This window comes from uncultured Campylobacter sp. (assembly GCF_938002845.1).
Classification (GTDB): domain Bacteria; phylum Campylobacterota; class Campylobacteria; order Campylobacterales; family Campylobacteraceae; genus Campylobacter_B.
On the sequence record NZ_CALKZP010000039.1, the window covers coordinates 11706 to 36789 of the forward strand.

General features: G+C 49.5%; 27 protein-coding genes. 18 read left to right on the forward strand and 9 right to left on the reverse strand.

The genetic code is table 11. The features are described from left to right. Positions 1-136 precede the first annotated feature (136 nt). Together Q0224_RS05790 and Q0224_RS05795 are read left to right on the forward strand one after the other, a co-directional pair. Positions 137-1459 carry an MATE family efflux transporter gene (locus Q0224_RS05790; protein WP_297949824.1) on the forward strand — a complete coding sequence of 441 codons (1323 nt, stop codon included), beginning with the start codon at positions 137-139 and terminating at the stop codon, positions 1457-1459. Beyond that, entirely contained in the window at positions 1435-2850 is a 1416-nt protein-coding gene (locus Q0224_RS05795) for a M48 family metallopeptidase (protein WP_297949825.1), read from the forward strand. Before Q0224_RS05790 ends, Q0224_RS05795 begins: the two co-directional genes overlap by 25 nt. Before the next feature lie 175 nt (positions 2851-3025). Here Q0224_RS05795 and Q0224_RS05800 read toward each other — a convergent pair whose 3' ends face one another. Together Q0224_RS05800 and dnaJ are read right to left on the reverse strand one after the other, a co-directional pair. Further along, a complete protein-coding gene (locus tag Q0224_RS05800; RefSeq protein ID WP_297949826.1) occupies positions 3026-3466 on the reverse strand; it encodes a hypothetical protein in 441 nt (146 codons plus the stop codon). A 403-nt stretch (positions 3467-3869) separates the two neighbouring features. After that, positions 3870-4961 carry a molecular chaperone DnaJ gene (gene dnaJ, locus Q0224_RS05805; RefSeq protein ID WP_297949827.1) on the reverse strand — a complete coding sequence of 364 codons (1092 nt, stop codon included), beginning with the start codon at positions 4959-4961 and terminating at the stop codon, positions 3870-3872. Between the two features lie 129 nt (positions 4962-5090). On the opposite strand from dnaJ, the gene Q0224_RS05810 reads away from it, so the two are divergent. From Q0224_RS05810 to Q0224_RS05835, 6 genes are all read left to right on the forward strand, one after another. After that, entirely contained in the window at positions 5091-5762 is a 672-nt protein-coding gene (locus Q0224_RS05810) for a response regulator transcription factor (protein ID WP_005870149.1), read from the forward strand. Further along, on the forward strand, positions 5759-7000 hold the full coding sequence (locus Q0224_RS05815; protein WP_297949828.1) for an ArsS family sensor histidine kinase: 1242 nt from the start codon (positions 5759-5761) through the stop codon (positions 6998-7000). Before Q0224_RS05810 ends, Q0224_RS05815 begins: the two co-directional genes overlap by 4 nt. After that, on the forward strand, positions 6997-7566 hold the full coding sequence (gene recR, locus Q0224_RS05820) for a recombination mediator RecR (RefSeq protein WP_297949829.1): 570 nt from the start codon (positions 6997-6999) through the stop codon (positions 7564-7566). Before Q0224_RS05815 ends, recR begins: the two co-directional genes overlap by 4 nt. Before the next feature lie 424 nt (positions 7567-7990). Continuing rightward, positions 7991-9298, forward strand: coding sequence for a UDP-N-acetylmuramate--L-alanine ligase (murC, locus tag Q0224_RS05825; protein ID WP_297949830.1), 1308 nt, complete (start codon positions 7991-7993; stop codon positions 9296-9298). A gap of 61 nt (positions 9299-9359) precedes the next feature. Next, the gene (locus Q0224_RS05830; RefSeq protein ID WP_297949831.1) at positions 9360-10091 is read left to right on the forward strand and encodes a hypothetical protein; all 732 of its coding nucleotides are present in this window, start codon (positions 9360-9362) and stop codon (positions 10089-10091) included. Next, positions 10081-12288, forward strand: coding sequence for an endonuclease MutS2 (locus Q0224_RS05835; protein ID WP_297949832.1), 2208 nt, complete (start codon positions 10081-10083; stop codon positions 12286-12288). Before Q0224_RS05830 ends, Q0224_RS05835 begins: the two co-directional genes overlap by 11 nt. A gap of 445 nt (positions 12289-12733) precedes the next feature. Here Q0224_RS05835 and Q0224_RS05840 read toward each other — a convergent pair whose 3' ends face one another. Further along, entirely contained in the window at positions 12734-12877 is a 144-nt protein-coding gene (locus Q0224_RS05840) for a hypothetical protein (protein WP_297949833.1), read from the reverse strand. Between the two features lie 230 nt (positions 12878-13107). Between Q0224_RS05840 and Q0224_RS05845 the strand changes: the two genes are divergently transcribed. The 4 genes from Q0224_RS05845 to Q0224_RS05860 all read left to right on the forward strand — a co-directional run bounded on the left by Q0224_RS05845 (position 13108) and on the right by Q0224_RS05860 (position 15201). Beyond that, positions 13108-13827, forward strand: coding sequence for a CorA family divalent cation transporter (locus Q0224_RS05845; RefSeq protein WP_297949834.1), 720 nt, complete (start codon positions 13108-13110; stop codon positions 13825-13827). A 16-nt stretch (positions 13828-13843) separates the two neighbouring features. Next, a complete protein-coding gene (locus Q0224_RS05850) occupies positions 13844-14257 on the forward strand; it encodes a hypothetical protein (RefSeq protein WP_297902883.1) in 414 nt (137 codons plus the stop codon). Between the two features lie 45 nt (positions 14258-14302). Further along, positions 14303-14614 carry a hypothetical protein gene (locus tag Q0224_RS05855; RefSeq protein ID WP_297949835.1) on the forward strand — a complete coding sequence of 104 codons (312 nt, stop codon included), beginning with the start codon at positions 14303-14305 and terminating at the stop codon, positions 14612-14614. Positions 14615-14943: 329 nt separating this feature from the next. After that, on the forward strand, positions 14944-15201 hold the full coding sequence (locus Q0224_RS05860; protein WP_297949836.1) for a methylated-DNA--[protein]-cysteine S-methyltransferase: 258 nt from the start codon (positions 14944-14946) through the stop codon (positions 15199-15201). Between the two features lie 737 nt (positions 15202-15938). On the opposite strand, the gene Q0224_RS05865 is transcribed toward Q0224_RS05860, so the two are convergent. After that, positions 15939-16160: an MGMT family protein gene (locus Q0224_RS05865; protein WP_297918331.1), complete on the reverse strand. Its 222-nt coding sequence runs from the start codon at positions 16158-16160 to the stop codon at positions 15939-15941. Between the two features lie 150 nt (positions 16161-16310). On the opposite strand from Q0224_RS05865, the gene Q0224_RS05870 reads away from it, so the two are divergent. The 6 genes from Q0224_RS05870 to Q0224_RS05895 all read left to right on the forward strand — a co-directional run bounded on the left by Q0224_RS05870 (position 16311) and on the right by Q0224_RS05895 (position 19871). Continuing rightward, a complete protein-coding gene (locus tag Q0224_RS05870; protein ID WP_297949838.1) occupies positions 16311-16613 on the forward strand; it encodes a hypothetical protein in 303 nt (100 codons plus the stop codon). 38 nt (positions 16614-16651) lie between these two features. Next, positions 16652-16849 (forward strand): hypothetical protein, encoded by a 198-nt coding sequence (locus tag Q0224_RS05875; RefSeq protein ID WP_297949840.1) that lies wholly within the window; start codon positions 16652-16654, stop codon positions 16847-16849. 194 nt (positions 16850-17043) lie between these two features. Next, entirely contained in the window at positions 17044-17877 is an 834-nt protein-coding gene (gene pepE, locus Q0224_RS05880) for a dipeptidase PepE (protein WP_297949842.1), read from the forward strand. 230 nt (positions 17878-18107) lie between these two features. After that, positions 18108-18254, forward strand: coding sequence for a hypothetical protein (locus tag Q0224_RS05885; RefSeq protein WP_297949844.1), 147 nt, complete (start codon positions 18108-18110; stop codon positions 18252-18254). Positions 18255-18313: 59 nt separating this feature from the next. Then, a complete protein-coding gene (locus Q0224_RS05890) occupies positions 18314-18472 on the forward strand; it encodes a hypothetical protein (protein WP_297949846.1) in 159 nt (52 codons plus the stop codon). A gap of 655 nt (positions 18473-19127) precedes the next feature. Next, entirely contained in the window at positions 19128-19871 is a 744-nt protein-coding gene (locus Q0224_RS05895) for a DUF4272 domain-containing protein (RefSeq protein WP_297949848.1), read from the forward strand. Positions 19872-20447: 576 nt separating this feature from the next. Here Q0224_RS05895 and tpx read toward each other — a convergent pair. The 5 genes from tpx to Q0224_RS05920 all read right to left on the reverse strand — a co-directional run bounded on the left by tpx (position 20448) and on the right by Q0224_RS05920 (position 25082). Further along, a complete protein-coding gene (tpx, locus tag Q0224_RS05900) occupies positions 20448-20978 on the reverse strand; it encodes a thiol peroxidase (RefSeq protein WP_297949850.1) in 531 nt (176 codons plus the stop codon). 631 nt (positions 20979-21609) lie between these two features. Next, positions 21610-23685, reverse strand: a complete 2076-nt coding sequence (gene fusA / locus Q0224_RS05905; RefSeq protein WP_005872609.1) for an elongation factor G — start codon at positions 23683-23685, stop codon at positions 21610-21612. Positions 23686-23694: 9 nt separating this feature from the next. After that, positions 23695-24165: a 30S ribosomal protein S7 gene (gene rpsG, locus Q0224_RS05910; protein ID WP_297949852.1), complete on the reverse strand. Its 471-nt coding sequence runs from the start codon at positions 24163-24165 to the stop codon at positions 23695-23697. A gap of 69 nt (positions 24166-24234) precedes the next feature. Beyond that, complete coding sequence (gene rpsL, locus Q0224_RS05915) at positions 24235-24609, reverse strand: 30S ribosomal protein S12 (RefSeq protein ID WP_177386838.1); 375 nt, start codon at positions 24607-24609, stop codon at positions 24235-24237. An 83-nt stretch (positions 24610-24692) separates the two neighbouring features. After that, on the reverse strand, positions 24693-25082 hold the full coding sequence (locus Q0224_RS05920; protein ID WP_297949854.1) for a DoxX family protein: 390 nt from the start codon (positions 25080-25082) through the stop codon (positions 24693-24695). Positions 25083-25084: the final 2 nt, after the last annotated feature.

Consider the following 25084-nt stretch of genomic DNA (forward strand, 5'->3'; position numbering starts at 1 on the left):
TTCGCGCGCGGCGCCGTAAATTCTAATTTTACGCATATCGCGCGGCATACAAAAACAACTCCGCTTGCCCCCCCCCTGCGCAAAAGCAAACCTAAAAGATTTTTCGGCTACAATTTCCCCCAAATAAAGGCAAAATATGAAAGAAATCTCGCTGCTAAGGCTCTCGCTCGCAATCTACGTCGATATGTTTTTGCGCCTAGTAACCACGTTTATCAACACCTACATGATTTCGCGTGTGGACGTCTCGCTAGTAGGCGCTCTTGGGGCGGGCAACGAGATATTTTTGCTCTTCGTCACCGTTTTCGGCTTCCTCGCCGTGGGCTGCTCAGTACTCGTAGCGCAGGCGCTGGGGGCGAAAAACAAAGTCCTAGCCATGTGCGCGATCCACACGAGCATCGCATTCAACGCGCTAGTGGGGCTTTGCAGCGGTGTTTTCGTCTTTAGCTGCGCGCCGTTTTTGCTGCACGCGCTGCAGGTGCCCGCCGAGCTTTTGAGCGAAAGCGCGATCTATCTTAAGGTCATCAGCATCGTCTTTGCGATAGACGCCGTCGCGATCGTGCTTAGCGCCATCGTGCGCGTTTACGGATACGCAAATTTCATTATCGCGGTCTCCGTGGTGATGAATCTAGTAACTCTCGCGGGCAACTACGTTGTATTATTTAGGCCGTTCGGACTGCCGTACTACGGGCTTGAAGGCATCGGCGTAAGCACCATCGCAGGGCGCATGATCGGCGTATGTTTATTCTTCCTCATCATCACGAAGGTGCTAAAGATAAAATTTTACCTCACGATGTTTTTAAAGATCCAGTTCGCTACGCTGCGCAAAATTCTATCCGTAGGGCTTCCGAGCGCGGGCGAAAACATGCTGTGGATCGTGCAGTATCTGGTCGCATTCGCCTTCGTCGCGAGCATGGGCGAGGCGAGCCTTACCGTGCAGACGATCTATTTTCAAATTTCATCATTCATCTTCTTCGGCGGAAGCGCGATCAGTATGGCAAACGAAGTGATCGTAGGCCGCCTCGTAGGCGCCGCCAAGCCGCAGGAGGCGTATAGGCATACATTTACCGCGCTGCGCTTTGGGCTTGGAGCGACGGCGCTTTTCGTCGCGATAGTGTTTTTAGCGCGCGAGCAGATCATGGAGATGTTGAGCTTAAACGAGGCGCACAAGCAGGTCATGCGGCCGCTTTTTTACCTCACGCTGGGACTTGAGTTCGGACGGACGCTTAATATCGTGTTCGTAAACGCCCTGCGCGCAAGCGGCGACGCGAGGTTTCCCTTTGCGATGGGCGTGATCTTTATGTGGGGTGTCTCGATCCCCGTGGGCTGGCTTTTGGGTATCCATTTGGGATATGGAATTTTGGGCGTTTGGATCGGGTTTTTCTGCGACGAGTGGCTGCGCGGCAGCGCGAATACGGCGCGATGGATAAGTAAAAAATGGCAGAGCAAAAAGTTAGTCTAAATTTACTGGGCCTGCCGATCAGTCTGCGTTTTAAGCGGATGAAATACGCGCGCATCCGCATTAGCAAGGACTGCGAAATCAGCGTGAGCGTACCGCGCTCCTACACTGCGGCGCAAGCGAAAGACTTCATCCTAAAGCACGAAAGCTGGATCCGCCGGACGCTAGAGCGGCTGCGAAGCAAACTTTTAGCAAGCGACGAGGTTAGAATTTTAGGCAAAATTTACAAGCTGAAATTTAGCCGCGAGGCTGAGCTCAGTACAAACTGCGGCGCGAATAAAAATTTAGACAATGGCGGCACGCGAGGCTGGGTGAACTGGGCGAATGACGATACGAATAGTCACGCGGGCAGCGTAAATTCAGCTCATTTACAAAGCGGCGCAGGCATAAGCGGTAGCAGTACAGGCGGCTATGTGGGCGGCAGCGCAAATAACGGCACGGGCGGCATGAATTACGGTGCGGGCGGCGGCACGGCAAGTGAAATTTTAAAATTTCACTCGGGCGAGTGCGCCTCGCAAAATGGCGCGGCGAGCGAGAATTTGAAATTTGACCTACCTGGCGATGCGGCGCAGGGGCTAGCGCAACAGAGCGGAGTGCGACAAAGCGGCGGATTTATAGATACAGCCGCGCAAAATGTTTTCGAGCAATCCTGCGGCGAGATTTTTAAATTTCACTCGGACGGGTGCGACCTGCAAAATGGGGATTTGGAATTTAATCTCGCACGAGAGGACGCAAGCCTGAAAGGCGGCGAAAATTTTAAATTTAATCCTACCGCAAAGGGCAAAATTTTAAAATTTGACCCTGCCGTAAGGGATGGAATTTCAAATTTTAAACCCGTTGCAAGCGGAGAAATTTCAAATTTTAGCTCTGTCGTGAGTGAAGAAATTTCGGTCTCGGGCGAAAAAATTTCAAAATCCGCGAGCGAAAACGTGCCGCAAAATGTAGCACAAAGCACGCAAGCGGCAGAAATCGAGTGCGACGAGCCCGATTTTACGATCAAAAATTTTATCCAAAGCTCTAAATTTAAAGATAAAATTTTTATCTCACGAGACGTGATCTTTTGCGAGAGCGAGGGTGAGTTTACGGCGTTTAAAAAGGCCTTTGCGCTTGAGCTTTACCTACGCTATATCGAGAAATTTTCCCCGCGAATAGGTCGCAAAATCGCGCGCGTACGGGTGCGCAAAATGCATACGCGCTGGGGCAGCTGCAACCACGCCAAGGGCTATCTCAACTTCTCGCTAAGCCTGATAGAGCGGGATCCGCGCTTCGTCGAATACGTCGTGCTGCACGAGCTCGCGCACCTCATCCATGCAAACCACGGAGCGGATTTTTACGCGCTCATCGCGCAGATCATGCCCGATTTTAGAGCACGTATCAAGCTAGGCAAGGGCTAGTTCGCGAACGGGGCGCTCGTTTAAATTTCACGCCGCTGCGTCGCGGTTCTTGCCGCAGTCGATAAATTTCAACCGATCTTTCACTCCTCTTTCGCCCCGCCGTAGCCGCGCAACCCGCCCGAACTCGTGCGATACAGGCGAAGTAAAATTTCGCAAATTTTCTCGGGCCAAAACGCTAATCTAAAGCCGCAAATTCCACGTATTTCTCCATGGCAACCAGCAGAAGCCAGCGCGCGGTAGGGCTGAAAAAATAGTGGTGTTCGGGGACCTGCTCCATTATAAATTTTAAAAAATCGTGAAAGTATTCGGGCACAAATTTAACCTCGGCGCTCGTTAGACTATCGCCCAGATAGTAGATTTCGCCGCTCAAAATCCTCGCTTTTACCGCGGGGTTTGCGTCTATGAAGCTCTTAGCATCAGCAAAGCTCAGGCAGTCCGCGGTCGCGTAATCTTTCAAACCCCGCAAGACGGGCTTGGAGCCGATGAAGGCGAAATTTTCTTCTATAAATTTTACTCCGCCCTCGCTCACCTGCCAGCGATCGCCCAAGCTCGATAAAAACGCAAACATCTCATCATCTGCGGATCTGAAATTCGCAGGTCCGTTCTTGCGATCCATTTTCGTCCTTTTTAAATTTGTAGTCGCTTTTACGGCGCGCGAACCGCTCCGAGCCTTCGTTTAACGTCGCAGTAGCATTCAAAGACCGCCGCACGCGGATAAAATTCTACTCGCAAGCATTGCCCTATAAAGTCGCCGCGCAGTGTTTATAGCGATCAGACAGACGACGCTTGGCAAACGGCAGCTAAACGATAGGCGCTAATCACATGAAGCAGTGAGCGAAGATCAAGCAAGCTACGATCAAATGAACTACGGCTAGCGAGCGACCAAACAAGCAGCGGGGAGAGCCAAACAGGCAGCGGCTAAATTTAAAATTCCGCAGCCCGCCAAGCTAAAGTTTAAACAATCGCCGCGCAAAACAGATCAAGGCAGATCAAGGCAAATCAAGGCAAATCAAGGCAAATTACTTGAAAAAATTCTTGATTTTATCGAGTATCCCCTCGTCGTCTCCGCCCTTACTGCCGAAGCTTTCTTGAAGCTCGCGCAAAAGCGCCTCTTGCTTCTCGTTTAATTTTTTAGGGGTTTGGACGTTTACCTGCACGATCAGATCGCCGTTTTTCTTGGTGCGGATATTCGGCGCGCCCTCACCGTAGATCGTGAAGCGCTGCTTGTCCTTCGTGCCTACTTTTAGTTTCAGCTCCGCCTTGCCGCGCGGCGTCGGCACCTCGATGCTCTCGCCCAAAATCGCCTGCGTGAAAAACACCGGCACCTCGATATACAGGTCGTCTCCGTCGCGCAGGAAGTGGCTATCCTCCTTCACGCGCACTATCACGTACAGATCCCCGATCTCGCCGGTTTTAGAAACGTTGCCCTTGCCGCTTAGGCGCACGCGCTGTCCGTCGTCGATACCTGCGGGAATGTCAAATTTAAGGCTCACGTCCTCCTCGGTAAAGCCCTTGCCGCCGCAATCCTTACACCTGTCTTTTACGATCTCGCCCGTGCCGCCGCATTCGGAGCAGCTTTGGATGAAGCTCATATATCCGCGCCTTACAGCGACGCGCCCCGTGCCGCCGCAAGCGGAGCAAGTGTGCTTCTTTTTATCCTTCGAGCCGGTGGCGTCGCAGGTGGAGCACGGCTTTTTGATCTTGTATTTTATCTCCTTGTGAACGCCCTCTAAAGCCTCTTTAAACTCCAGCGTTACGGCCAGCTCGGTATCTATGCCGTATGGATCGCTAGGGCGTGAGCGACCGCCTCCGCCAAATGCTTGCTCGAAAAAATCGCCGAAAATGGAGCCGAAATCAAACCCTCCGCCGCTCGCGCCGCCGTATGCGCCGCTGATGCCCTCTTTGCCGTAGCGATCATACATCCTGCGCTTTTGATCGTCGCTTAAAATTTGATACGCTTCGTTGATCTTTTTAAATTTCTCCTCCGACTCCTTGTCGCCTTGGTTGCGGTCGGGGTGGAATTGCAAAGCGAGCTTTCGAAACGCCTTTTTTATCGTCTCGGCGTCGGCATCGCGCGCCACGCCTAAAATTTCATAATAATCTTCTTCCACGAAATTCTCCTTGAACTATACAAAAGGGGCAATTTTATCTAAATTTAATAAAACGCAAGTTAAGACTTAACTATTTTTATGTATAATGCAATATTTAAAATTTCAAATCAACGATGCAAAGGATAAAAAATGATAAATGTATTGATGATAGAAGACGACAGCGAGTTTGCACAGCTTCTAACCGAATATCTGGCTAAATTTAACATCCAAGTTACAAACTTTGAAGACCCGTATCTGGGCATTAGCGCTGGGATCAAAAACTACGATCTGCTGATTTTAGATCTTACGCTTCCTGGGATGGACGGACTTGAGGTCTGCAAAGAGATCCGCGAGAAATACGACATTCCGATCATTATCAGCTCGGCTAGAAGCGACGTAAGCGATCGCGTCGTAGGCCTTCAGATCGGCGCGGACGATTATCTACCGAAGCCTTATGATCCAAAAGAGATGCACGCGCGCATCATGAGCTTAATTCGCCGCTACAAAAAAGCCAGCGAAAAGGAAGAAACCGCCACAGATAGCGTATTTCGTATCGACGACAAGCGCCATGAAATTTACTTCGGCGAAGAGTCGCTCGTGCTAACGCCTGCGGAGTATGAAATTTTAGAATACCTCATCAAGCAGCATAGCTTTTCGGTATCTCGCGAGCAGCTCGTATACCATTGCAAGAGCCTAAAAGATAAGGACTCAAAGAGCCTAGACGTCATCATCGGGCGCCTACGCACCAAGATCGGCGACAGTTCCAAAGCGCCTAAGCATATCTTTTCGGTTCGCGGTATCGGCTACAAGCTCATCGGATGAAGCACTCATTAATCACCAAAATTTCGGTTTTTTTTGTAATCGCGATCATCTTAGTCTGCGTGCTTTTCATCACGTTCGCACGGATGCAGATGAATAGAGCTCTAGGCAGCATGCAGGCTAATCAAATAAACGCGGTCAATAATCTACTTGAGCTATACAAGCGCAACGCCCCTCCCAGCGATATTGAGCGCTACTTCTCCAGCTATGGCTTGGAACTTGTAAAAGACAAAAATATCATCCAAAACATCATCACGAGTGGTAAAATTTTTTTCGTTCAAGACACCTCTATTGGCGAGTTTAGCTCGGTCGAGTATAATAATTCGCTGTTTTTAAATATAAAAAACAACTCTTTCGTCGTGGTTTTCGAAAGCCTTGGCACGAAGAATTTAAACGATCCGCTTTGGGTCGGGTTTTTGCTTACGATGGCGGTTTTGATCTCACTTTATCTATCAATAGTGCGAAGCTTCACGCCGTTAAAAAAACTAAGCAAAAATATCAAAAAATTCGCCCAGGGCAACTTAGACGTAAATTTAGCCGCCGCGCATAGCGAGGATGAGATCGGGCAGGTCGCGCAGGAATTTAACAACGCGATTGCCAAAATTCAAGAGCTGATCCGCTCGCGCCAGCTGTTTTTACGCACCATCATGCACGAGCTCAAAACCCCGATCGGCAAGGGCAGGCTCATCACTGAGATGCTAGATGACGAAACACAAAAGGTGCGGCTCGTAAATGTCTTTGAGCGGCTTGAAATTTTAATCAACGAGTTTGCCAAAATCGAGCAGCTGCTCTCAAAAAGCTACTCGCTCAACTATCAGGATTATCATTTCAGCCTCATTTTAGAGCAAGTAAAAGATATGTCGATGCTCGATAATTGGGACGAGCTCATTAGCACAGATATCGAGTGCGATGCGGTGATAAACGTGGATTTCGGGCTATTTGCGCTGGCGATTAAAAATTTAATCGACAATGCCCTAAAATACTCCAGCAATAAAAAAGTCCGCATCATCTGCGACGAAAATAAAGTAAGTGTCGCCAACCGCGGCGCAGCGCTTGCAAAATCATTCGAGCACTATAAGCAGGCTTTCATTAGAAATAAAGACGAGAAAGCCACCGGCATGGGGCTTGGGCTTTACATCATCGATAAAATTTGCGAGCTGCATAAATTCCGCTTCGAGTACAATTACAGCGACGGCACACACTACTTCTCGATCGTCTTTTCGCCGAAAGGCGCCATATGAGCGGCACAGATAGGTTCGAAGAGCTCGTCGCGAGCTTTGAAAAGCTTCCGGGCGTGGGCAAAAAATCCGCCCTGCGCTTTGCCTACTACGTAAGCGTGCAAAATTCCTTCCTAGGGCTAAATTTAGCGCACAATATCGAGGAGGCGGTGCGCGGACTGCACAGATGCCACATCTGCGGAGCGGTATGCGAGGGCGAGATCTGCGAATACTGCGCCGACGACGAGCGCGAAAGCGATAAAATTTGCATCGTCGAAAACCCAAAAGATATCTTTATTTTAGAGAGTAATAAAATTTACAACGGTCGCTACTTCGTGCTAGACGCCGCTGACGAAGATAAAATCGCGGCGCTACGCGAGATGGTGAGCCAAAACGGCGCGAGCGAGCTGATATTTGCGCTGACGCCAGGCATCAACTCCGACGGGATCATGCTCTACGTCGAGGACAAGCTCGCGGATCTAAGCTTGAAATTTACCAAGCTCGCTCAAGGCGTGCCTACGGGCGTAAGCTTAGACAACGTCGATATGCTCTCGCTAATAAAGGCGATCAACGGGCGCACCGATATTTAAAATTTCGACGAAATTTTAAATTTAGCGGCTAAATTTAAAGCGCAAAGCGGCGAAATTTGAGGCGTAAATTTAAATAGTGGACGTGCGATGAACGCGATGAAATTTATTAAAATTTACGCGGCTTCGGTGCGCGATACGATGCGGCATGCGCGGCAGCGCCCTGCTCGCTTCTAAATTTTAACGGCGAGTTTGAGCCGTAAGATTTAAGCACTCCGTTTCAAAGCGGAGTTTTGAGCGCGGAATTTCGAGCGTTCAAATTTTAAAAGCGCTTTCGAAAGTAGCGATACGGGGTTGCGCGACGCTGCGAGCTCGTAAAATTTAAAGGAGAATTTCAAGGCGCGGAATGGTTTAAATTTTTAAATTTCGCAGACGCGGGATTTAAAAATTTAAACGTAATTTTCCATTATAATATTTAAGGACAAAGGTGAAAAAGGTTCATTTTATCGGCATCGGCGGCATAGGGATATCGGCATTAGCGAGATTTTTACACGAGAAAAATTTTATCATCTCAGGTTCGGATATCAAAGAGAGCGAAACGACCTACAAGCTAAGAGCGGACGGCATGGAGATCATCACTCCACACGACGCTTCGGCGATCAAAGATCAGGAGATCGTCATCTACTCCGCCGCGATCAAAGAGGACAACGTCGAGCTGCAAGCCGCGCGCAAAAAAGGGATCGTCTGCCTCTCGCGCAAGGAGGCCCTGCCCTTCGTGCTAAAAGACAAACGCGTCTTCGCAGTCGCCGGCGCGCACGGCAAAAGCACCACGAGCGCGATAACCTCGGCGCTAATAGACGGCTCGGTTATCATCGGCGCGATCTCCAAGCAGTTCGGCTCGAATATGAAATATGAAAACAGCGAAAATATCATCTTCGAAGCCGACGAGAGCGATTCTAGCTTTTTAAATTCCAACCCCTACGTTGCGGTCGTGACCAACGCCGAGCCCGAGCATATGGATCATTACGACAACGATTTGGATAAATTTCACGCGGCGTATCGCGGCTTTTTGGAGCGCGCTAAGATCCGCGTGATAAACGCCGAAGACGAGTTTTTAAGCTCGATTAAGCTCGGTTGTATCAAGCTCTTTCCTTCGCGCGACATAACGGATCTAAAGGTGCTGCTACGCGATCATCAGCCCTTTATGAGCTTTAATCTTAAAGAGCTCGGACGCTTCGAGGTTTACGGGCTCGGAAGGCACATCGCGATCGATGCGTCGCTAGCGATCCTAGCCGCGGCGTGCGAGACGGGGCTAGAGCAGATCCGTAAAAATTTGCTAAATTACAAGGGGATCAAAAAGCGCTTCGACATCCTGTGCGCCACCCCAAACTTCGTGCTCATCGACGACTACGGCCACCATCCCACCGAGATCAGAGCGACGCTGCAAAGCGCGCGCGAATACGCTAGCTTGCTAGGTCTTAGCAAGATCACGGCGATCTTTCAGCCGCACCGCTTCAGCAGGCTTAAGGCGAATTTAAACGCTTTTAAAGAGTGCTTTGCGGGCGTGGAGGAGTTAGTCGTACTGCCCGTTTACGCCGCTGGCGAGCCTAGCAACGGCATCGATCTGAAAGAGGAGTTTAAGGGGCTCGGAGCGCTATTTACCGAGCGGGTCTTTAGAAACGGCGAGCGGATAGAATTTAGCGATATTTTCGGCGTCCGCCACATCATAAACGACGGGCTCGTGATCGGATTTGGCGCAGGCGACATCACCTATCAGCTGCGCGGAGAATTTTAAGCTTGAAAGCTCTCGCCAAATTTATTAGACAAACTCCGCTACGGGCGGGCAAGGATAAAATTTGAGATTTTTGGTGTTTATTTTCGCGTTTTTATTTATCGTGGCGATCTTTTTCGTGCGGGACGAAATTTTAAGCAAAAGAGCTAAAATCATCGCCACGGCGCTTATCGTGCTGCTGTGCGCAGCGGCGTATTTTTACGAAAGCGCGAGCGAGCGCTCCGCCAAGCTTGAGGAGGAGATGGTGTTTAAATTTAACGCAGGCGCCAGATTAAGATGCGGCGGCGCGATAAATTTCGCTTCTGAAACGCGCGGCTCTATAAATTCCTCTCCCGAAAAACACGGCGCAGATGCGAAAAATTTGGGCTCGCAAGTCGATGAAGCAAATTTAAACGCGCAAGGCGGGGTCGCTTCTGCCGCACAAAGTTCAACCGCGCAAACGAACGAGCAGGCTTCCGCTGAGCAAAACTATTCCCCGCAAACTAGCGGCGCCGTCTCGGACGGGCAAAATCCCGCACAAAGCCCTACTTCGCAAAATTTTACGCAGCAGAACGATACGCAGAATCGCATGCAGCAAAATTCCGCGAGCCAAGGAAGTACGCGAAGCTCTGCCTCACAAAATTCAGCGCAACGAGGCAACACACAAATCTCCGATCCCCAAGGCTCCGCGCAGATCGTTACGCGAGAGAGCTTCACCTACTCCTTTTCGATGGGCGCTTTCATCGCCAAAAAAAGTGCGGGCGCGGAGTTTAAAGGCAAAACCTACAAGATTAAAGAGTGCGTTTATGATCAGTGACGAACTCTTTACGCGCCTCGATTTGAGCGAGTATCTAGCGAAATTTAAAAGCTTTTTGGCGCGCGAAAAGCCGCTGTTTTTAAGCGGCGACAGCAAGCTAAATTTTGAAAAAATTTCAGAGCTTACGAAATTTGATCTGGCGCAGTGCGAGAGCGTCGCGAACCTAGACGACGCGCTGATGCGCATCTCAAAGCACGGCGTGCTGCATATCAGCGAAATTTACGAGTTTAGCAAGATCGTTCGCTACTTTGCGTATCTAAAAAAGCAGCCTTTTGAGGGTAAACTCGCCGCTTGGCTTGCAAAGATCGAAATTCCTGCGCCCATCGCGCAATTAAAGGATTATTTCGACGACCAGGGCGGCTTTCGCGACGCGATAGACGAGCGCTTCGGCGCGCTGAACGAGGCGTTTAAGATAAAAAAGGGCGAGATCGAGCAGACGCTAAAAAGGCTGATCTATTCCAAAGCCCTTTCGCCCTATCTCGCCGACACGCAGATCCACTACATAAGCGACACCGAGGCTCTGCTGGTGCGCGGCGGCTTCAACCACGTGCTAAAAGGCAGCGTCGTAGCGCGCTCAAGCGGAGGCTATTTTTACGTGCTTCCAGACGCGATCGCGGCTCTGAAATCCGCTCAAAGCGCGATTTTGGATAAAAAGGAGCAGATCGTTTTCGAGCACTGCAAGCAGATCAGCGCCGTTTTCAATAAGAATTTAGCTTTTTTAAAATTTATAAACGCCGCCTTCGATACGATCGATGCGCTGATTGCGCGCGCCGCGATGGCAAGAGCGAGCGATTACGAGTTCGTCTTGCCGGGGCCCTCGCGCGACATCGTCCTAGATAGCTTCGCCCACCCCGCGCTTAAAAATCCAAAGCGCGTAAGCGTGGAGTTTAGCGGCAAAATTCTGCTCATTACCGGCGTGAATGCGGGCGGAAAATCTATGCTTTTAAAAAGTATTCTAAGCGCGGCGCTGTTAGCCAAATACCTCCTTCCGATGCCTATTCGCGCAAGCCTCAGCCGCATCGGCACCTTTAAAGAGTTCGAGCTCATAATGGAGGATCCTCAAAACTCCAAAAACGACATCTCGACCTTCGCGGGCAGGATGGTTGCCTTTAGCAAGCTATTCGGGCGCAAAGAAATTCTAATCGGCGTCGATGAGATCGAGCTGGGTACCGATTTTGAGGAGGCTGCGAGCCTATACGGCGCGATGATCGAGCAGCTGATAAACGGCGACGTGAAGATGATCATCACCACCCATCACAAGCGCCTAGCGATGCTGCTCGCGAAGGATCCGCGCGTAGAGCTGCTGGCGGCGCTTTACGACGAGAAAAACAGCGCGCCCAAATATGAGTTTTTAAAGGGCACGATCGGCAAATCCTACGCCTTTGAAACCGCACTGCGCTACGGCATAGCGCAAAATTTGATCGCCGCGGCGCGCAAAAACTACGGCGAAAACAAAGAAAATTTAAACGAAGCGATCTCAAAAGCGATAAATTTAGAGCTTGAGTTAAAACAAAAGCTGGCGCAAACGCAGCAAAAAGAGGCTAAACTTGACGCGCTGAGCGAGGCGCTAAAAGATCAGCGCGAGCGCGCGCAAAGCGAGCTGAAGGCGGAGCTTTCAAGGCTGCAAAACGAATACTACCGCGCAATTTCGGAGGCCAAACGCAGCGTGAGCCTAAGCGACGTGCGCGAAAAGCAGCGCGCCATAAACCGCGCAAACGAGCTTGCACGGGCCGTGCAGCAGCCCGAACTCAGCACGCCCGAGCCGCAAAGCTTTAAAGTGGGCGATCGCGTAAAATACGGCAAGATCAAGGGCGAAATTTTATCGCTCAGCAAAACCCAGGCGCTGATGCTAAGCGATGGCATCAGGCTGCGCGTGCCGCTTAGCGAGCTAAAGCGCAGCGGTGCAGCACCGGCATCCGTAAAAAACATCAGCATCAAGGTGCAAAAGCCCGCCTCTGCGTCGCTAAGCCTCGATCTGCACGGTTTGCGCGCCGAGGAAGCGATCAGCAGGCTTGATAAATTTATCAGCCAAAGCCTCGTGATGGGCTTTGATGAGATCATCGTAAAGCACGGCATCGGCACTGGCAAGCTCGCGTTCGCGGTAAAGGAGTTTTTAAAATCGCACCCCAGCGTCAAGGGCTTTCGCGACGGCACGCCCGCAGAAGGTGGTTTCGGCTCAAAGGTCGTCTCGCTTTAGAATTTAATTTCAAGACTCGTTTAGCTCTAAGCTTCGGCTCAAAAGTTTTTTTTGCTTCAGACGCGGATGCTAGCAACGCGGAATTCGCCCCATTTCATCTATGCCTTCGCCAAGGTTTTACAAAAGCACGGGTGCTTTTAACGTAGAATTTCGCCGCGGAATTTTAAATTTTACGCCCGCGAAGCTATAAAGCTTTTAAATTTAAACTTAGGATTTTAAAAATTTAAAACGCAAGAGCTCAATTTGAAATTCTAAAATTTTATGCGGCGTAAGCCGCTAAATAAAAATGCGCGGACGCAGTCCGCCCCTTGAGCGTGCCAGGGGTTAGGGGATTTTAAGGGGGAAGGGGAGCGCCTCGCAAGTAGCGCCCCTTCCCCCTTAAGAGAAAACGCTGCCACGCCCCAAATTCTAGAGGCAAATTCTACATAGAGAAATTTTAAATTTATTACAAAATGAAATTCCGTTTAAATTTTAGTCCGTGATATGTTTCTATTGGGGCGGAAAGGGGCTCCCATTGCGAGGTCACACTTCTCGCAGAGGCGACGTTGTCCCACAGCACCGCATTGCTCTGCTCGCCCATAAGCCCCACCCGTCCCCCTACGACGCTTTAAGCGGTGCGAGCCTTACGGCTCGCGTTAAATTCTAATAGGGGTTGAATTACGGCATGCGAAATTTTAAAATTTAGCCGAAATTTATAGCTCGCAAAATTTTAAAATTCCAAGCGCAAAAGAATTTTGAAATTCCAAATACGATAAAATTTAAGTGGCAGCGAAATTTTGAAATTCCGTAAATTTAAAACGATTGAATAAGGAGGTCTCATTGAACCCGATTACCGAAAAGCGCAGCGTTTCGGGCTACTACTACGCCGAGGATCGCGAGTATGTATACTTCGTGACGGATGCGCCGCGCGAGCAAAACTACCGCTTTATTTTCGACGCGGGCGCAATCTATTTGCAGGAGGGTGCCGCCGAGGTGCGGCTTAGCAGCGAGGCGGAGTTTTTCGCGATCGTCAAAAAGATCCTCGCGCAGTATCGCGATAAAATTTTAGAGCACTCCGCAGAACTTGAAAATTACGAAAAAATCTACACGCGCCGCGGCGATTTTTCAAAATTTATGAAAAGGCACTCTGTCCTAAAATACGAAATCCGCAAATTTCAAAACAAAATTTCGCATTTTTACGAGGCGCTGCTCATCTGCGGAAATGAGCAGCCGGCGCTTAAAAAGCGGCTGAAAAACTACGCTTACGAAGCAGGCGTTTTCAAGGGCGTGATGAGCGAATACGCCGTCAGAATCGAGGATATCTATCAATTCATCCAAGGCCTCAAAAACGACAAAATCAGCCGCAACATCTACATTCTCACGATCATCTCGTCGCTGCTGATGCCGCTAAATTTCATCACGAGCTTTTTTGGGATGAACACGACGGGGCTGTTTTTAAGCGGCTCGACGCATGGCACGCTCATCGTGACGCTTGCGATGTGCGTGATCTTCGCGGCGATGGTTGGCTTTCTTATGCTCTACGCCAAAAAGCGAAACTAAAGCGGAGAAATAAAATTTGAATAAAAACGAGCTAAGAAATATCCTAGGCGGATACCTCGACAGGGAGATTGCGGGCGATTTTAGAGTGCTGAAAGAGTACGAGATCGCGCTCTGCAACGATGCGACAAAATTTCCTTTTGAAGGCGATAGCGGGCTGCTGCGCGAGTTTTGTATCTTTGCAGACGGCGGCAGCGGCGATCTTTGGCTGCTAAGCTCTAGCGGCGAGATCGCGTTTTACGACCATGATCTGGAGTTTTTGTCCGAAGCAAATTTGAAAAAATTCGATCTAAATCTTGCGAGCTGGCTAAAGATCGCGGAGCTTTTTTGCAAATTTGAAACCCTTGGCGATCCGAGTAGCGCGCAAAAGACGGAGTTTAAGCAAAGCGTAGCTAAAATCTGCCCGCGAATTTTAGAAATTTGGGAAATTTAAGCGCTGTTTGCAGCGCTTAAATTTAATCGTAAAATAGGAGCAACGATGAAATTTATATCTTATTACGACTCGCCGCTTGGCGAAATCACGCTCGCGGGCGATGAGGCGGGGCTTTGCGGGCTGTGGTTCGAGGGCGAGAAATACTACGCACACGCCCTTACAATGGGCAGTAAGGACGGCAAATTCTGCACGCACGATATTGCGGCAAAAACAGATGCCGCTGCGGGAGAGGGTTGCTACGAGAAAAGCTGCACGCTAGAAGCGAATGGTGCCGCTAACGAAAAGCGCGGCAGCGCCGATCTGCCGCAAAAGAGCAATACGGCGCGAGCGAAACACAGCGCGATTTTGCGGCGTTGAAAAAGAGCAAAAAGAGCGATTTTGCGGCAAAAGCGGCGAACAGCGCGGACTTAAAATTCTGCGCACACACTTATAACGAGCGGAAAATTCTTCACGCGCGATTTTGCGGCTTATGATGCGGGGAAAAACCTCTCGCGACCAATCTTTCGGCGCAAGGCGCGAGCGGAAAATTCTGCGCGAACGAGCAAAACGAGCAAAGCGGGTACTCCTAGGAGAAAAACCTAGCCGTTTTCGATCAAACTAAGCGCTGGCTCGATCTGTATTTTAGTGGACGCGAGCCGGGTTTTACGCCCGCTCTAAATCCCGTAGGCTCGGCGTTTAGGCGCGCCGTGTGGGAAATTTTACTTAAAATTCCTTGCGGGCAGATCGCGCGCGAAATTGCCGCAGCACGCGGGCTAGCGAAGATGCCCGCGCAAGCCGTGGGGCACAACGAAATCTCGATAATCATCCCCTGCCACCGCGTCGTAGGCACGCACGGTAGCCTCACGGGCTACGCGGGCGGCATCGATAGGAAAATAAAGCTACTGCAGCCAGGGGGCGTTGATATGCGAGGGCTTTTCACGCCCCCAAATAGCACTGCGCCGTAAGAATACAATTTAAGCGGCTGGTAGCGCGCCCAAGGCTTAAAAAGCTAGCCGGATAGCAAAACCGCGCAAGATGGCCTGCCGCCAAAAGGACAGTAAGCGTTGTGAGCCGTATCGCTAAATAAGCCTAGCTGCGCCGCCGAAACGGCGCCCCGTGCGAAACTTAAATCGGCGCACCGCAAAACGTCCCGCACCGGTGCACTCAAAGAGCGGATTGAGTAAATTTTAAAATTTCGCCCCTTTTCTCCGCCTCCCGCAGAAGCCGCATCGATTTAAAATTTTAACGCACCGAGGACGGACAGATCGGCCGTCGGTTCGGCCGCTACAAAATTTGCGATAACCAAAATCTACAAGCGGCGCCGAAACGGGCGCAACAAAGCCTGCAGTGAAAAAACTAATAGGCGGCGTCGCGCCTGCTTCGTAAAACTGCGGTGGGCTGATTACCAAGGAGCCCGCTTGAATTAGCGTTTTAAACCGCCGCGCAAAAAAGATAAAATTTATCTTTTCGCGCATGATGATTTGCGCCGCATCTACAAACAAATGAAGCTCGCAGGCTCTTAGCGATCGGTAGCGCTGCCGCTACGCCGCTTAAACCTGCGCGGATATAAAATTTTATAAATTAAAATTCCATGTCGCGAACAATTCAAAATTTCGCGCTTCAAACGATCCGCAAATTCCGTGCTTCAGTCTGCGGCGATTAGGTCTTAGCACTCCCAGCGGTGCTTTTTCATACGGGCGCGCTAGCCTCTAAATTTCACGCCTTCGGCTTCTAGCAGTTCGCGCTGAGCCGCAAAGCTCGCCGCTAAAGCGCCCGCGTGGTTTACGACGCGGTGGCACGGGTAGTCGCCGTAGAGCTCTGCTTGCGAGAGCACGCGCCCCACGAGCCGCGAGTGAGCGGGCAGCCCGATCAGGAGCGCGATCTGCCCGTAGCTAGCGACCCTGCCCGCGGGGATCTCCCCCACAAGGGTAAAATTTCATAGAACAAATTTTGCGTCAAAACCATGGCGCGATTATACTTTTTCGCATTTAAATTTAGACCTAAATTTAGTCACTTTGCGCCGCTAAATTCGATATAATTTCTAAAATTTAGCGCTTTATAAAAGGAGCGAGCTGTGGACGAGAAATTTCAATCAGACACGAAAGAGCTGGACGAGAAATTTGCCGCTATCCCTGAAAATTTAAAGAAGCGATACGATAAACATAGATTTATCAGACGCGTGATTATAGAGTATTATTCGTCGGCGGCTACAACCATCTATTTCTCGCTAATGCTAATGTTTTTTCTTGATTTGCTTTTTTCGAATATCGGTATAGAATCGTCGTCTAAAATTTTTAAAGATATTCGTGATGTCGCGATAATAGTTTTGCCTATATGCGCGACGATCTGCTTTTTAAGATACACTAAGACTAAGTGATACAGCACAACCTTTTTATCAAAGATCAAGGAGATAGTTTGTTGGTCTTTACGATCGAAAATTTTGCCAGTATAGTTTTGCTTTTATATCCGACCTTGATTTTTACCGGAATATTGGAAGGAGCCGCAGCTCATATATTTTTGTACGTCTTAATCGTAGCGCCGATTTGCGGAATAGTTTTTGGGGTATGCTATTTTTTCAATACGGGCTCATATACCCCGAAAGACGAAACGTAAATTTTATTAAATTTAGCCGCGCTTTTAAATTTTACGACGTGGTGCCTCGCCAAATTTCAAAATTTAGTAGTTTTAAAATTTTACCTTGCCGAGGCCTGCGCGCAAGCGAAATTTAAACCGAATATTCAGCCCCTCTTTATATGTAAAGGAATATAATTTCAAAACAGATATCAACTTTGATTAAAGGAGAAAAGATGCAAAATCAAAGACGAGACCTACTAAAGGTAGCCGCTTTGGCGGCGGGCGCTGCGATGCTCGGTACGAGCGAACTAGCTGCGAGCGAAAAGGCGTTTAAACTCTCAAAGCGCGATCATAGCAAGCAAAGAGCGCTGCTGCTCTCAAGCTCGGGCTACAAAGACACGAAGTATCTATCGCACGCGGTGTCGTGGATCGGTAAATTTGCGAAGGAGAACAACCTCGCGGGCAAAAAAATCGTTTTTATCCCTTACGCAAGCCTTCGCAGGAGCTACGACGAATATGAAAAGCGCGTCAAAGAGGCGCTTGCGAGCTTAAACTTAAATATCGTCGGCGTCCATCACGCTAAAAACGCCGCGAAAGAAGTCGCGAGCGCGGATTGCATATTCGTAGGCGGCGGCAACACCTTCAAGCTCGTGCACGATATGTATGAAAACGATCTCATCGCGTTAATCAGCAAAATGGTCGAGGACGGCACGCCGTATATCGGCTGGAGCGCGGGCTCGAACGTCGCGGGCGCTACGATGATGACGACGAACGATATGCCGATCATCGAGCCTGAGTCGTTTAATACCTTCAATATCTTCCCGTACCAGATCAATCCGCACTTCATCTCGGGCAAGCCTGCGGGGCACAACGGCGAGAGCAGAGAGGAGAGGCTGGAGGAATTTTTGATCGCTAATCAAAAATCGACCGTTTATGCGATGCCGGAGGGTACGGCGTTTTGGCTTGAGGGCGAGAAGGCGACCGTGCTAGGGCCTGCTGCGGTGCTAAAGATGAATTATAAACAAAAGGTTAAGTTGATCGAGCCGGGCAGCTCGTTTAAGTATTGATCGCACCCGCTTAAATTTAACCGAGAGGTGCCAGACGGCACTGCTCGTTTGAATGCGCAAATCGGTTAAATTTTAATTGCGGCGCTCGGCTAAATTCGGGCGCCGCTTTTAAATTTACTCGGCAAAGCGCGTTTTGCTTATGTGGACGCATGGTCAAAAGATAAGCATCGATTTAAAGCGGCGTGCGACCCTTGAAGCCATAAAGAGTAAAATTTAAAAGAGGAGATAAAATGCCCTACATCCACCTTCTTATGCCGCTCGGCGATTTTATTCCGTATATCGCGGACATCCTTGCCGGCTGCGGTGGGACGGTATATTTGCAAAAAAGAGCGCCTATGGCGCCGCCAAAACCGGTTCGAGTAACTGCCGAAACTTAACCGACCTGAGGCAAAGCTTAAAATTTTTTATTTCGCTGGAATCGCCGCAAGAGCCCGAATTGCCTGCAAAGGTATTTTACGACGATATGTATCGAAGCATCATAGAAGGCACGGGCGGAGCAGAAACGCAAGAAGCTATAGAGATGATCGCGCTGCGACTCGTCGCAAAAAATCCGGGCGCGGCTACTTGGGAAAATTTTCTCCGCGATCAAAAATAAACTAGAAAACGACGAAGCGATCGGTCGCGGGCTTAGCTGCGGCGCTTCTTTTTACAAAGATTATTTTTACGCGAAGCGCTGCGCGGACGGTAAAAATTTTAAAATTTGATCTAAACAACGACAAACTGCCGAATATTACGACGCCGTAAACGGGCGGCACCGCTAGCGCGAGCAAAGGGCGGCGTATACGCAAAAAAGGCACCGCTTGGATCACGCGCGACTTTAGAATTTAATCGTTTTCCTGCCCAAACGGCTCGGTTATGCAAGAAAAGGCGGCATCGCTCGCACAAGGGCGTCCATATAAGCAAAAAATCGCTCCGCCGCATCGTCAGCCGCACGATCTCAAAGCCGCCTTCGCCGCCGCTAGTTTGCACCGCTTGCCGCAGACGGCTCGCAAAGGGTTATAAATTTAAAACGCCTGTAAATTTAAGCGTTTAGCCACTATAAACGTATCTACTCAGACGCCACATTAGGCTTCATTACTGGCACGGGCGATCCTGCGCGGCGCCGCATAAATTCGTAACGCAGCGTGAAATTTACGTTCGATTTGCAAAGCTCGAGGTTTGAGTTTGAATTTAAAAAATTCGTCCCGCCGCCGTAAGCTGAAATTTTGCGCGATTGTTTTAAAATACGTTTAAAATTTTAAGGAGAGCTCATGGCATTTTCAGATTTTTTCAAAAAAGGTGGCAAAAATAGCGCAAACGCCGCGAAGATCGGCAAGGCCGCGCAGGAACGCAAGGATATAAGCATCGAAATTTTAAAATCGCAGGGCGTGCCGTATATCGATCATCTGCCGCTGCGGTATGAGACGGACGAGGTCACCCCGCGCGAAAAGGACGAAGTCATCGCTCGCGCGATCTGCTCGTATGCGGCGATAATGTGCGCCTGCTCGATCAGAGACGAGGGCAAGCTCGCGGATGAGGATAAGCAGGGCGTACAGGGCTTTCTAGATAATCGCTACGGCTGCATAGACAAGCTCACGCGCATGGAGCGCCGCGTCACGCAGGGCGAGGCAAGCCGCGACGAGGCCGTAAATATGGGCTGGAAATACGAGTCGCTGTGGGCGCTGATGTGGGCCATGGGGCTCGTGGAGGAGCTTAGCTTTCCGAGCGAGATCTGCGACTGCGCCTTTGTGATGGACACCTTTAGCGGCGGCGATTTTTCGGCGCGCGTGAAGCTACGCGATACGGATGAAATCCTGCAGGCGCTCGATCTCATCTACCGCTACCACTGGGCGTGTGTCAATGCTCGCGTGCACGGCTCAGACAGCGCGGGGCTTGATGAAGAGGTCGTGATGGAGAGACGCGGCGGGTTAGAGTGGCTGTGCTGCAAGGGGGCGGAGGACGATAATCTGACGGATGAATATAATGCGTGGGATTATCCCGACCTGAATACTTAGCGTCCCTTTTTTTCCTTTATACGTCGTTGGAAATTTCGCCGAATTTCGGCCACGTATTATAATATACGCTCCTTCACTCGGCTCACTTCCGCCTCGTCTAAAGAAAAATAGCGCGCCTTATCTTTGCGCGCGTCGTCTCGCTTTGCTATACGTCGTTGCGTCTAAAATTTTCTCGGTCCGTATTGCATATATGCTCCCATTGCAAATTTCATTCGCATTTCATCCACGCCTCGTCTAGCTTCTCGATACTGCCGCCTGTGTTTTGCACTAAAATTTAACCCGATCGCGCGCTGTTTTTTCTAAATCCAAAATATGTGCCGACGGATCGAAAAGCATACCGAATGTGAGAATTTATGAATCAATTGGGGATTAAAATTTTAAAATTTTTCTTGTAAACTGCGCAAGGTGGATCACGGGCGCAGATCCGCTGAAATTTCAGCCGCGGCCTGCTAAATTTCAGGACGCCGCGGAATTTTAGAATTTAAAGTTGCGGGCGAGCGAGGCGCCCATCCGCGTGTTTTAAGCCCGCTAAATTTAAGCGGGCAACGTCTGTGCACCGCAGACCTAGAAATTGCATCAGCTCTGCGTCGCAGCGCTTCCGCTCGCAAACGCCGCCGCATTGAGCGCCGCGTCGTAATCGGGCTCATCTACGATGTCGTCCGTGATCTGCTTGTAGGCGATCTTGCCTGCGGTGTCCACGACGAAAACCGCGCGGCACGTTAGCCCCGCAAGCGCGCCGTCCGCGATCAGTACGCCGTATGCGCGTGCAAACTCCTTATCGCGAAAATCGCTTAGGGCGCGTAAATTTTTGATCCCCTCGGTCGAGCAGAACCTGCCCGCGGCAAACGGCAGATCCATCGAGATCACGAAAACCTCGGTATTTTTTATACTCGCAGCGTGCTCGTTAAATTTGCGCGTCTCGGTCGCGCACACGTCCGTATCCAGGGACGGCACGGCGATGATGACCTGCGCCTTGCCCGTGCCGCCGCCGACTTTGACCTCGCTAAGATCGGCCGCGACCAGGCTAACCACAGGCGCCTTATCTCCCAACTTAAGCTCGTTGCCCAAAAGGCTAACGCTTACGCCTTGTAATTTGGTTTGTTGCATGATTTTCCTTTATTTTGAAATATTTAAAACGGGCGCATTATAACCCGCGAAAGCAAACGCCTGCTAAATCCGAAAACAAGGTGAACTCGGGCGCTAGCTCAGCTTATATGATCGGCTCGTAAGCCGCCGCGCTAGGATGAAATTTCATGACGTAAAGCGGCGGCGAAATTTAAATACCCGCCTGCGGAAAATACCGCGACTTACATAAAGCACTGATGATCACAATCCGATATAAGTCTATGATAGCGCTCCGCCTTAAGGCTGCGGTCGAAAGTAAAATTTTACCTACTTGCGATCCCGCTTGCGGCGATTTTATTCGTGAATGTAAATCAAAGCATATAGCGACATGCGTGCTTTCTCTGCGAAAGAAAGAAATCTCTAGTAAAACGATGGGCGCGGCATCATTAGCGCATTTTAAGTTATGTTTTGAATTTTTAAATTTAATTGAAATTTTTTGATCTAAATTTGCAATCTACAGAAATCAAAATTTATGGATTGATTTATTTGGAGCTAAAGTTCGAGTTTAAATTTCGGCTCGTAAAGCGGGTTAAATTTTAAGTGCTGTTTTAAAATTTAAGAAGCGCCGGGGGTTGGCGATAAAGCTATCGCCGCGCCCTAGCGCCCGTTAAATTTAGCCGTTGCGCTTTTTGATGATCTCTTCGCCGACGTTTTTAGGAACCTCGTCGTAGTGATCAAATTCCATCGAATAGGTCGCGCGACCCTGCGTCTGAGAGCGCAGATCGGTCGAGTAACCGAACATCTCCGAAAGCGGGCAAAACGCGTCGATGATCTTATTGCCGCCGCGTTCGCTCATATTATTAACCTGTCCGCGACGTTTGTTTAGATCGCCGATGACGTCGCCCATATACTCCTCTGGGGTCTCCACTTCAACCTTCATCATAGGCTCCAAGATTACGGCACCTGCTTTTCTAGCGCCCTCTTTAAAGCCCATAGAAGCGGCGAGTTTGAATGCCATTTCGGAGCTATCGACTTCGTGGTAGCTTCCGTCATAGACAGTTACGCGCACGTCCTCGACCGGGTAGCCCGCTAAAACGCCATTTTGCATCGCCTCTTGGCAGCCTTTATCAACTGCAGGGATGTATTCTTTCGGAATCGCGCCGCCTTTTATATCGTTTACGAACTCATATCCGGTGCCTGGCTCCAAAGGCTCTAGGCGCAAAAATACGTGACCGTATTGACCGCGACCGCCCGACTGCTTGGCGTATTTGTACTCCTGCTCGACTGTTTTGCGGATAGTCTCGCGATATGCGACCTGCGGCTGTCCGACCTCGGCCTCTACTTTAAATTCTCTAAGCATTCTATCTACGATGATCTCAAGGTGCAATTCGCCCATTCCCGAAATGATAGTTTGTCCGCTCTCCTCGTCGGTCGCAACTCTGAAGCTTGGATCTTCTTGCGCCAATTTTTGAAGCGCGATACCCATTTTTTCTTGATCGGCTTTGGTTTTAGGCTCTACCGCTACGCTGATAACGGGATCAGGAAATTCCATACGCTCTAAAATTACTTTATCTTTTTCGCTAGCTAGAGTATCGCCCGTAAGGGTATCTTTTAGACCCACGACGGCGCCTATTTCGCCCGCATAAAGCTCTTTGATCTCTTCGCGTTTATTCGAGTGCATCCTTAGCAAGCGTCCGATGCGCTCTTTTTTACCCTTGCCGGTATTTACGACGTAGCTGCCGCTTTCCAAAACGCCGCGATATACGCGCACGAAGGTAAGCTGACCTACGAACGGATCGGTCATAATCTTAAATCCAAGGCCCGCGAACTCGCCCTCGTCGGTAGAACTTACGTGAACCTCGCTGCCATCCTCATACTGGCCTTTGATCGCAGGCACCTCATCGGGCGCAGGCAGATAATCTACGACCGCGTCTAGTAAAGGCTGCACGCCCTTATTTTTAAATGCGGTACCGCATAGCATAGGAAAGAAGCTTAGGCTTAAGCAGCCTTTCTTGATGCCCTTTTTAATCTCTTCTACGCTTAGCTCTTCGCCGTTAAAATACTTCTCCATCAAAGCTTCATCAGTCTCTGCTACCGCCTCAATCATCTTGTCGCGATACTCTTGCGCTTTTTCTCGTAATTCAGCAGGAATTTCAACGATCTCCGGAGCCGAAGGGCCCTTGCTATCATCCCAAACGAGCGCCTTCATAGTAACCAAATCGATAACGCCTTTAAAATCGTCCTCAGCGCCGATCGGAATTTGAATAGGAACTGGATGAGCCTTGAGCCTATCTTTTACCTGCTGTTCGACATTATAGAAATTTGCGCCGACGCGGTCCATTTTATTTACGAAAATAATGCGCGGAACATGGTATTTATTCGCTTGACGCCAAACGGTCTCACTTTGAGGCTGAACGCCACCTACAGAGCAAAATACTGCTACCGCACCATCTAAAACGCGCATCGAGCGCTCGACTTCGATAGTAAAGTCAACGTGACCCGGAGTGTCGATCAAATTTATCTGATGATTATTCCAAAAGCATGTGGTAGCGGCAGATGTGATCGTGATGCCGCGCTCGCGCTCTTGCTCCATCCAGTCCATAGTAGCGGCGCCCTCGTGAACCTCGCCAATCTTATGACTCATGCCGGTAAAAAATAGAATTCTTTCGCTCGTAGTCGTCTTTCCGGCGTCGATGTGAGCGGCAATTCCGATATTTCTAACCATATGTAAAGGGGTTTTTCTTGCCATGACGCCCTCCTACCAACGATAATGCGCGAAAGCTTTGTTGGCTTCCGCCATCTTGTAGGTATCTTCTTTCTTCTTAAATGAAGAGCCTTTAGAATTTGCAGCGTCCATAAGCTCGTAAGCCAGGCGCTCTATCATCGTGCGTTCGCTTCTTTTTCTCGCAAAAGAGATGATCCAGCGGATAGCCAAAGCCTGCTGGCGAGCCGGCCTAACCTCGATCGGAACCTGGTAAGTAGCGCCGCCTACACGACGAGATTTTACCTCCATCAAAGGCTTAACGTTATCGATGGCATCGTTAAAAATTTCGATACCTTTCTTCTCACCACCTTTATTGTCGATGAAATTTAAGGCGCCGTACATAATATCGGTAGCGACACTCTTTTTGCCGTCGAACATAAGCGAATTAATAAATTTTGTGATTACTTTGCTGTCATAAATCGGATCAGGCATAACTTCCCTAACGGGAGCTTTTCTTCTTCTCATTTTATTCCTTCAAATTTTAAAATTTTACTCAAACTCGGCAAAATCTAGTGCCGGTCTGTTTAGGCCAAACTATTTTTTAGGTCGTTTAGCACCGTATTTTGATCTTGCAACGGTTCGTTTCGCAACGCCTGCAGTATCGAGCGCACCGCGGACGATGTGATATTTAACGCCCGGTAGGTCCTTTACGCGACCGCCGCGAACTAGCACGATGGAGTGCTCTTGTAGATTGTGACCTTCACCGCCGATATAGCTGATGACTTCAAATCCGCTAGTAAGCCTTACTTTGGCAACTTTACGAAGCGCAGAGTTTGGCTTTTTAGGGGTCGTGGTGTAGACCTTAGTGCAAACTCCTCTTCGTTGAGGGCAATTCTTTAGCGCCGGAGACTTCGATTTCTCGCTAAGCTTCTTGCGCTCTTTTCTGACCAATTGATTTATGGTTGGCACATCTTTCCTTTCACAAAAATTTATTCAAAAAGATTTGGATTATACTTTGTTTAAACTTACAGAAACGTAAATTTAACTAAATTTTAATCTCTAATCAGCACAAACTCTCCGCCGCCGCAGATCACTAGACAGATCGCAGCGGAAAGATATAGATATACAATTTCCAGCTCAAATCCGCCCACTCCGGTAAGCGCACCCAACGGAGTATGTAGGACGTATATTATCATGAGCACGTTTGCGATCACAAGCAGAGCGCCTATGCGGCAAAATACGCCTATGATTATCATCGCGGGCGCCAGCACCTCGCCCACGTATGCGCCGTAGGCCACCAGATCCGGAATTCCTCTGGCTACCAGCATCGATTTTACGCCGTCTATGCCGTGAGTGAACTTAAAAATTCCGTGCATTAAAAGACAAACTCCAAGCCCCAACCTGACAAACAACAGACCGAAATTTATGTTGATCATATTCATGT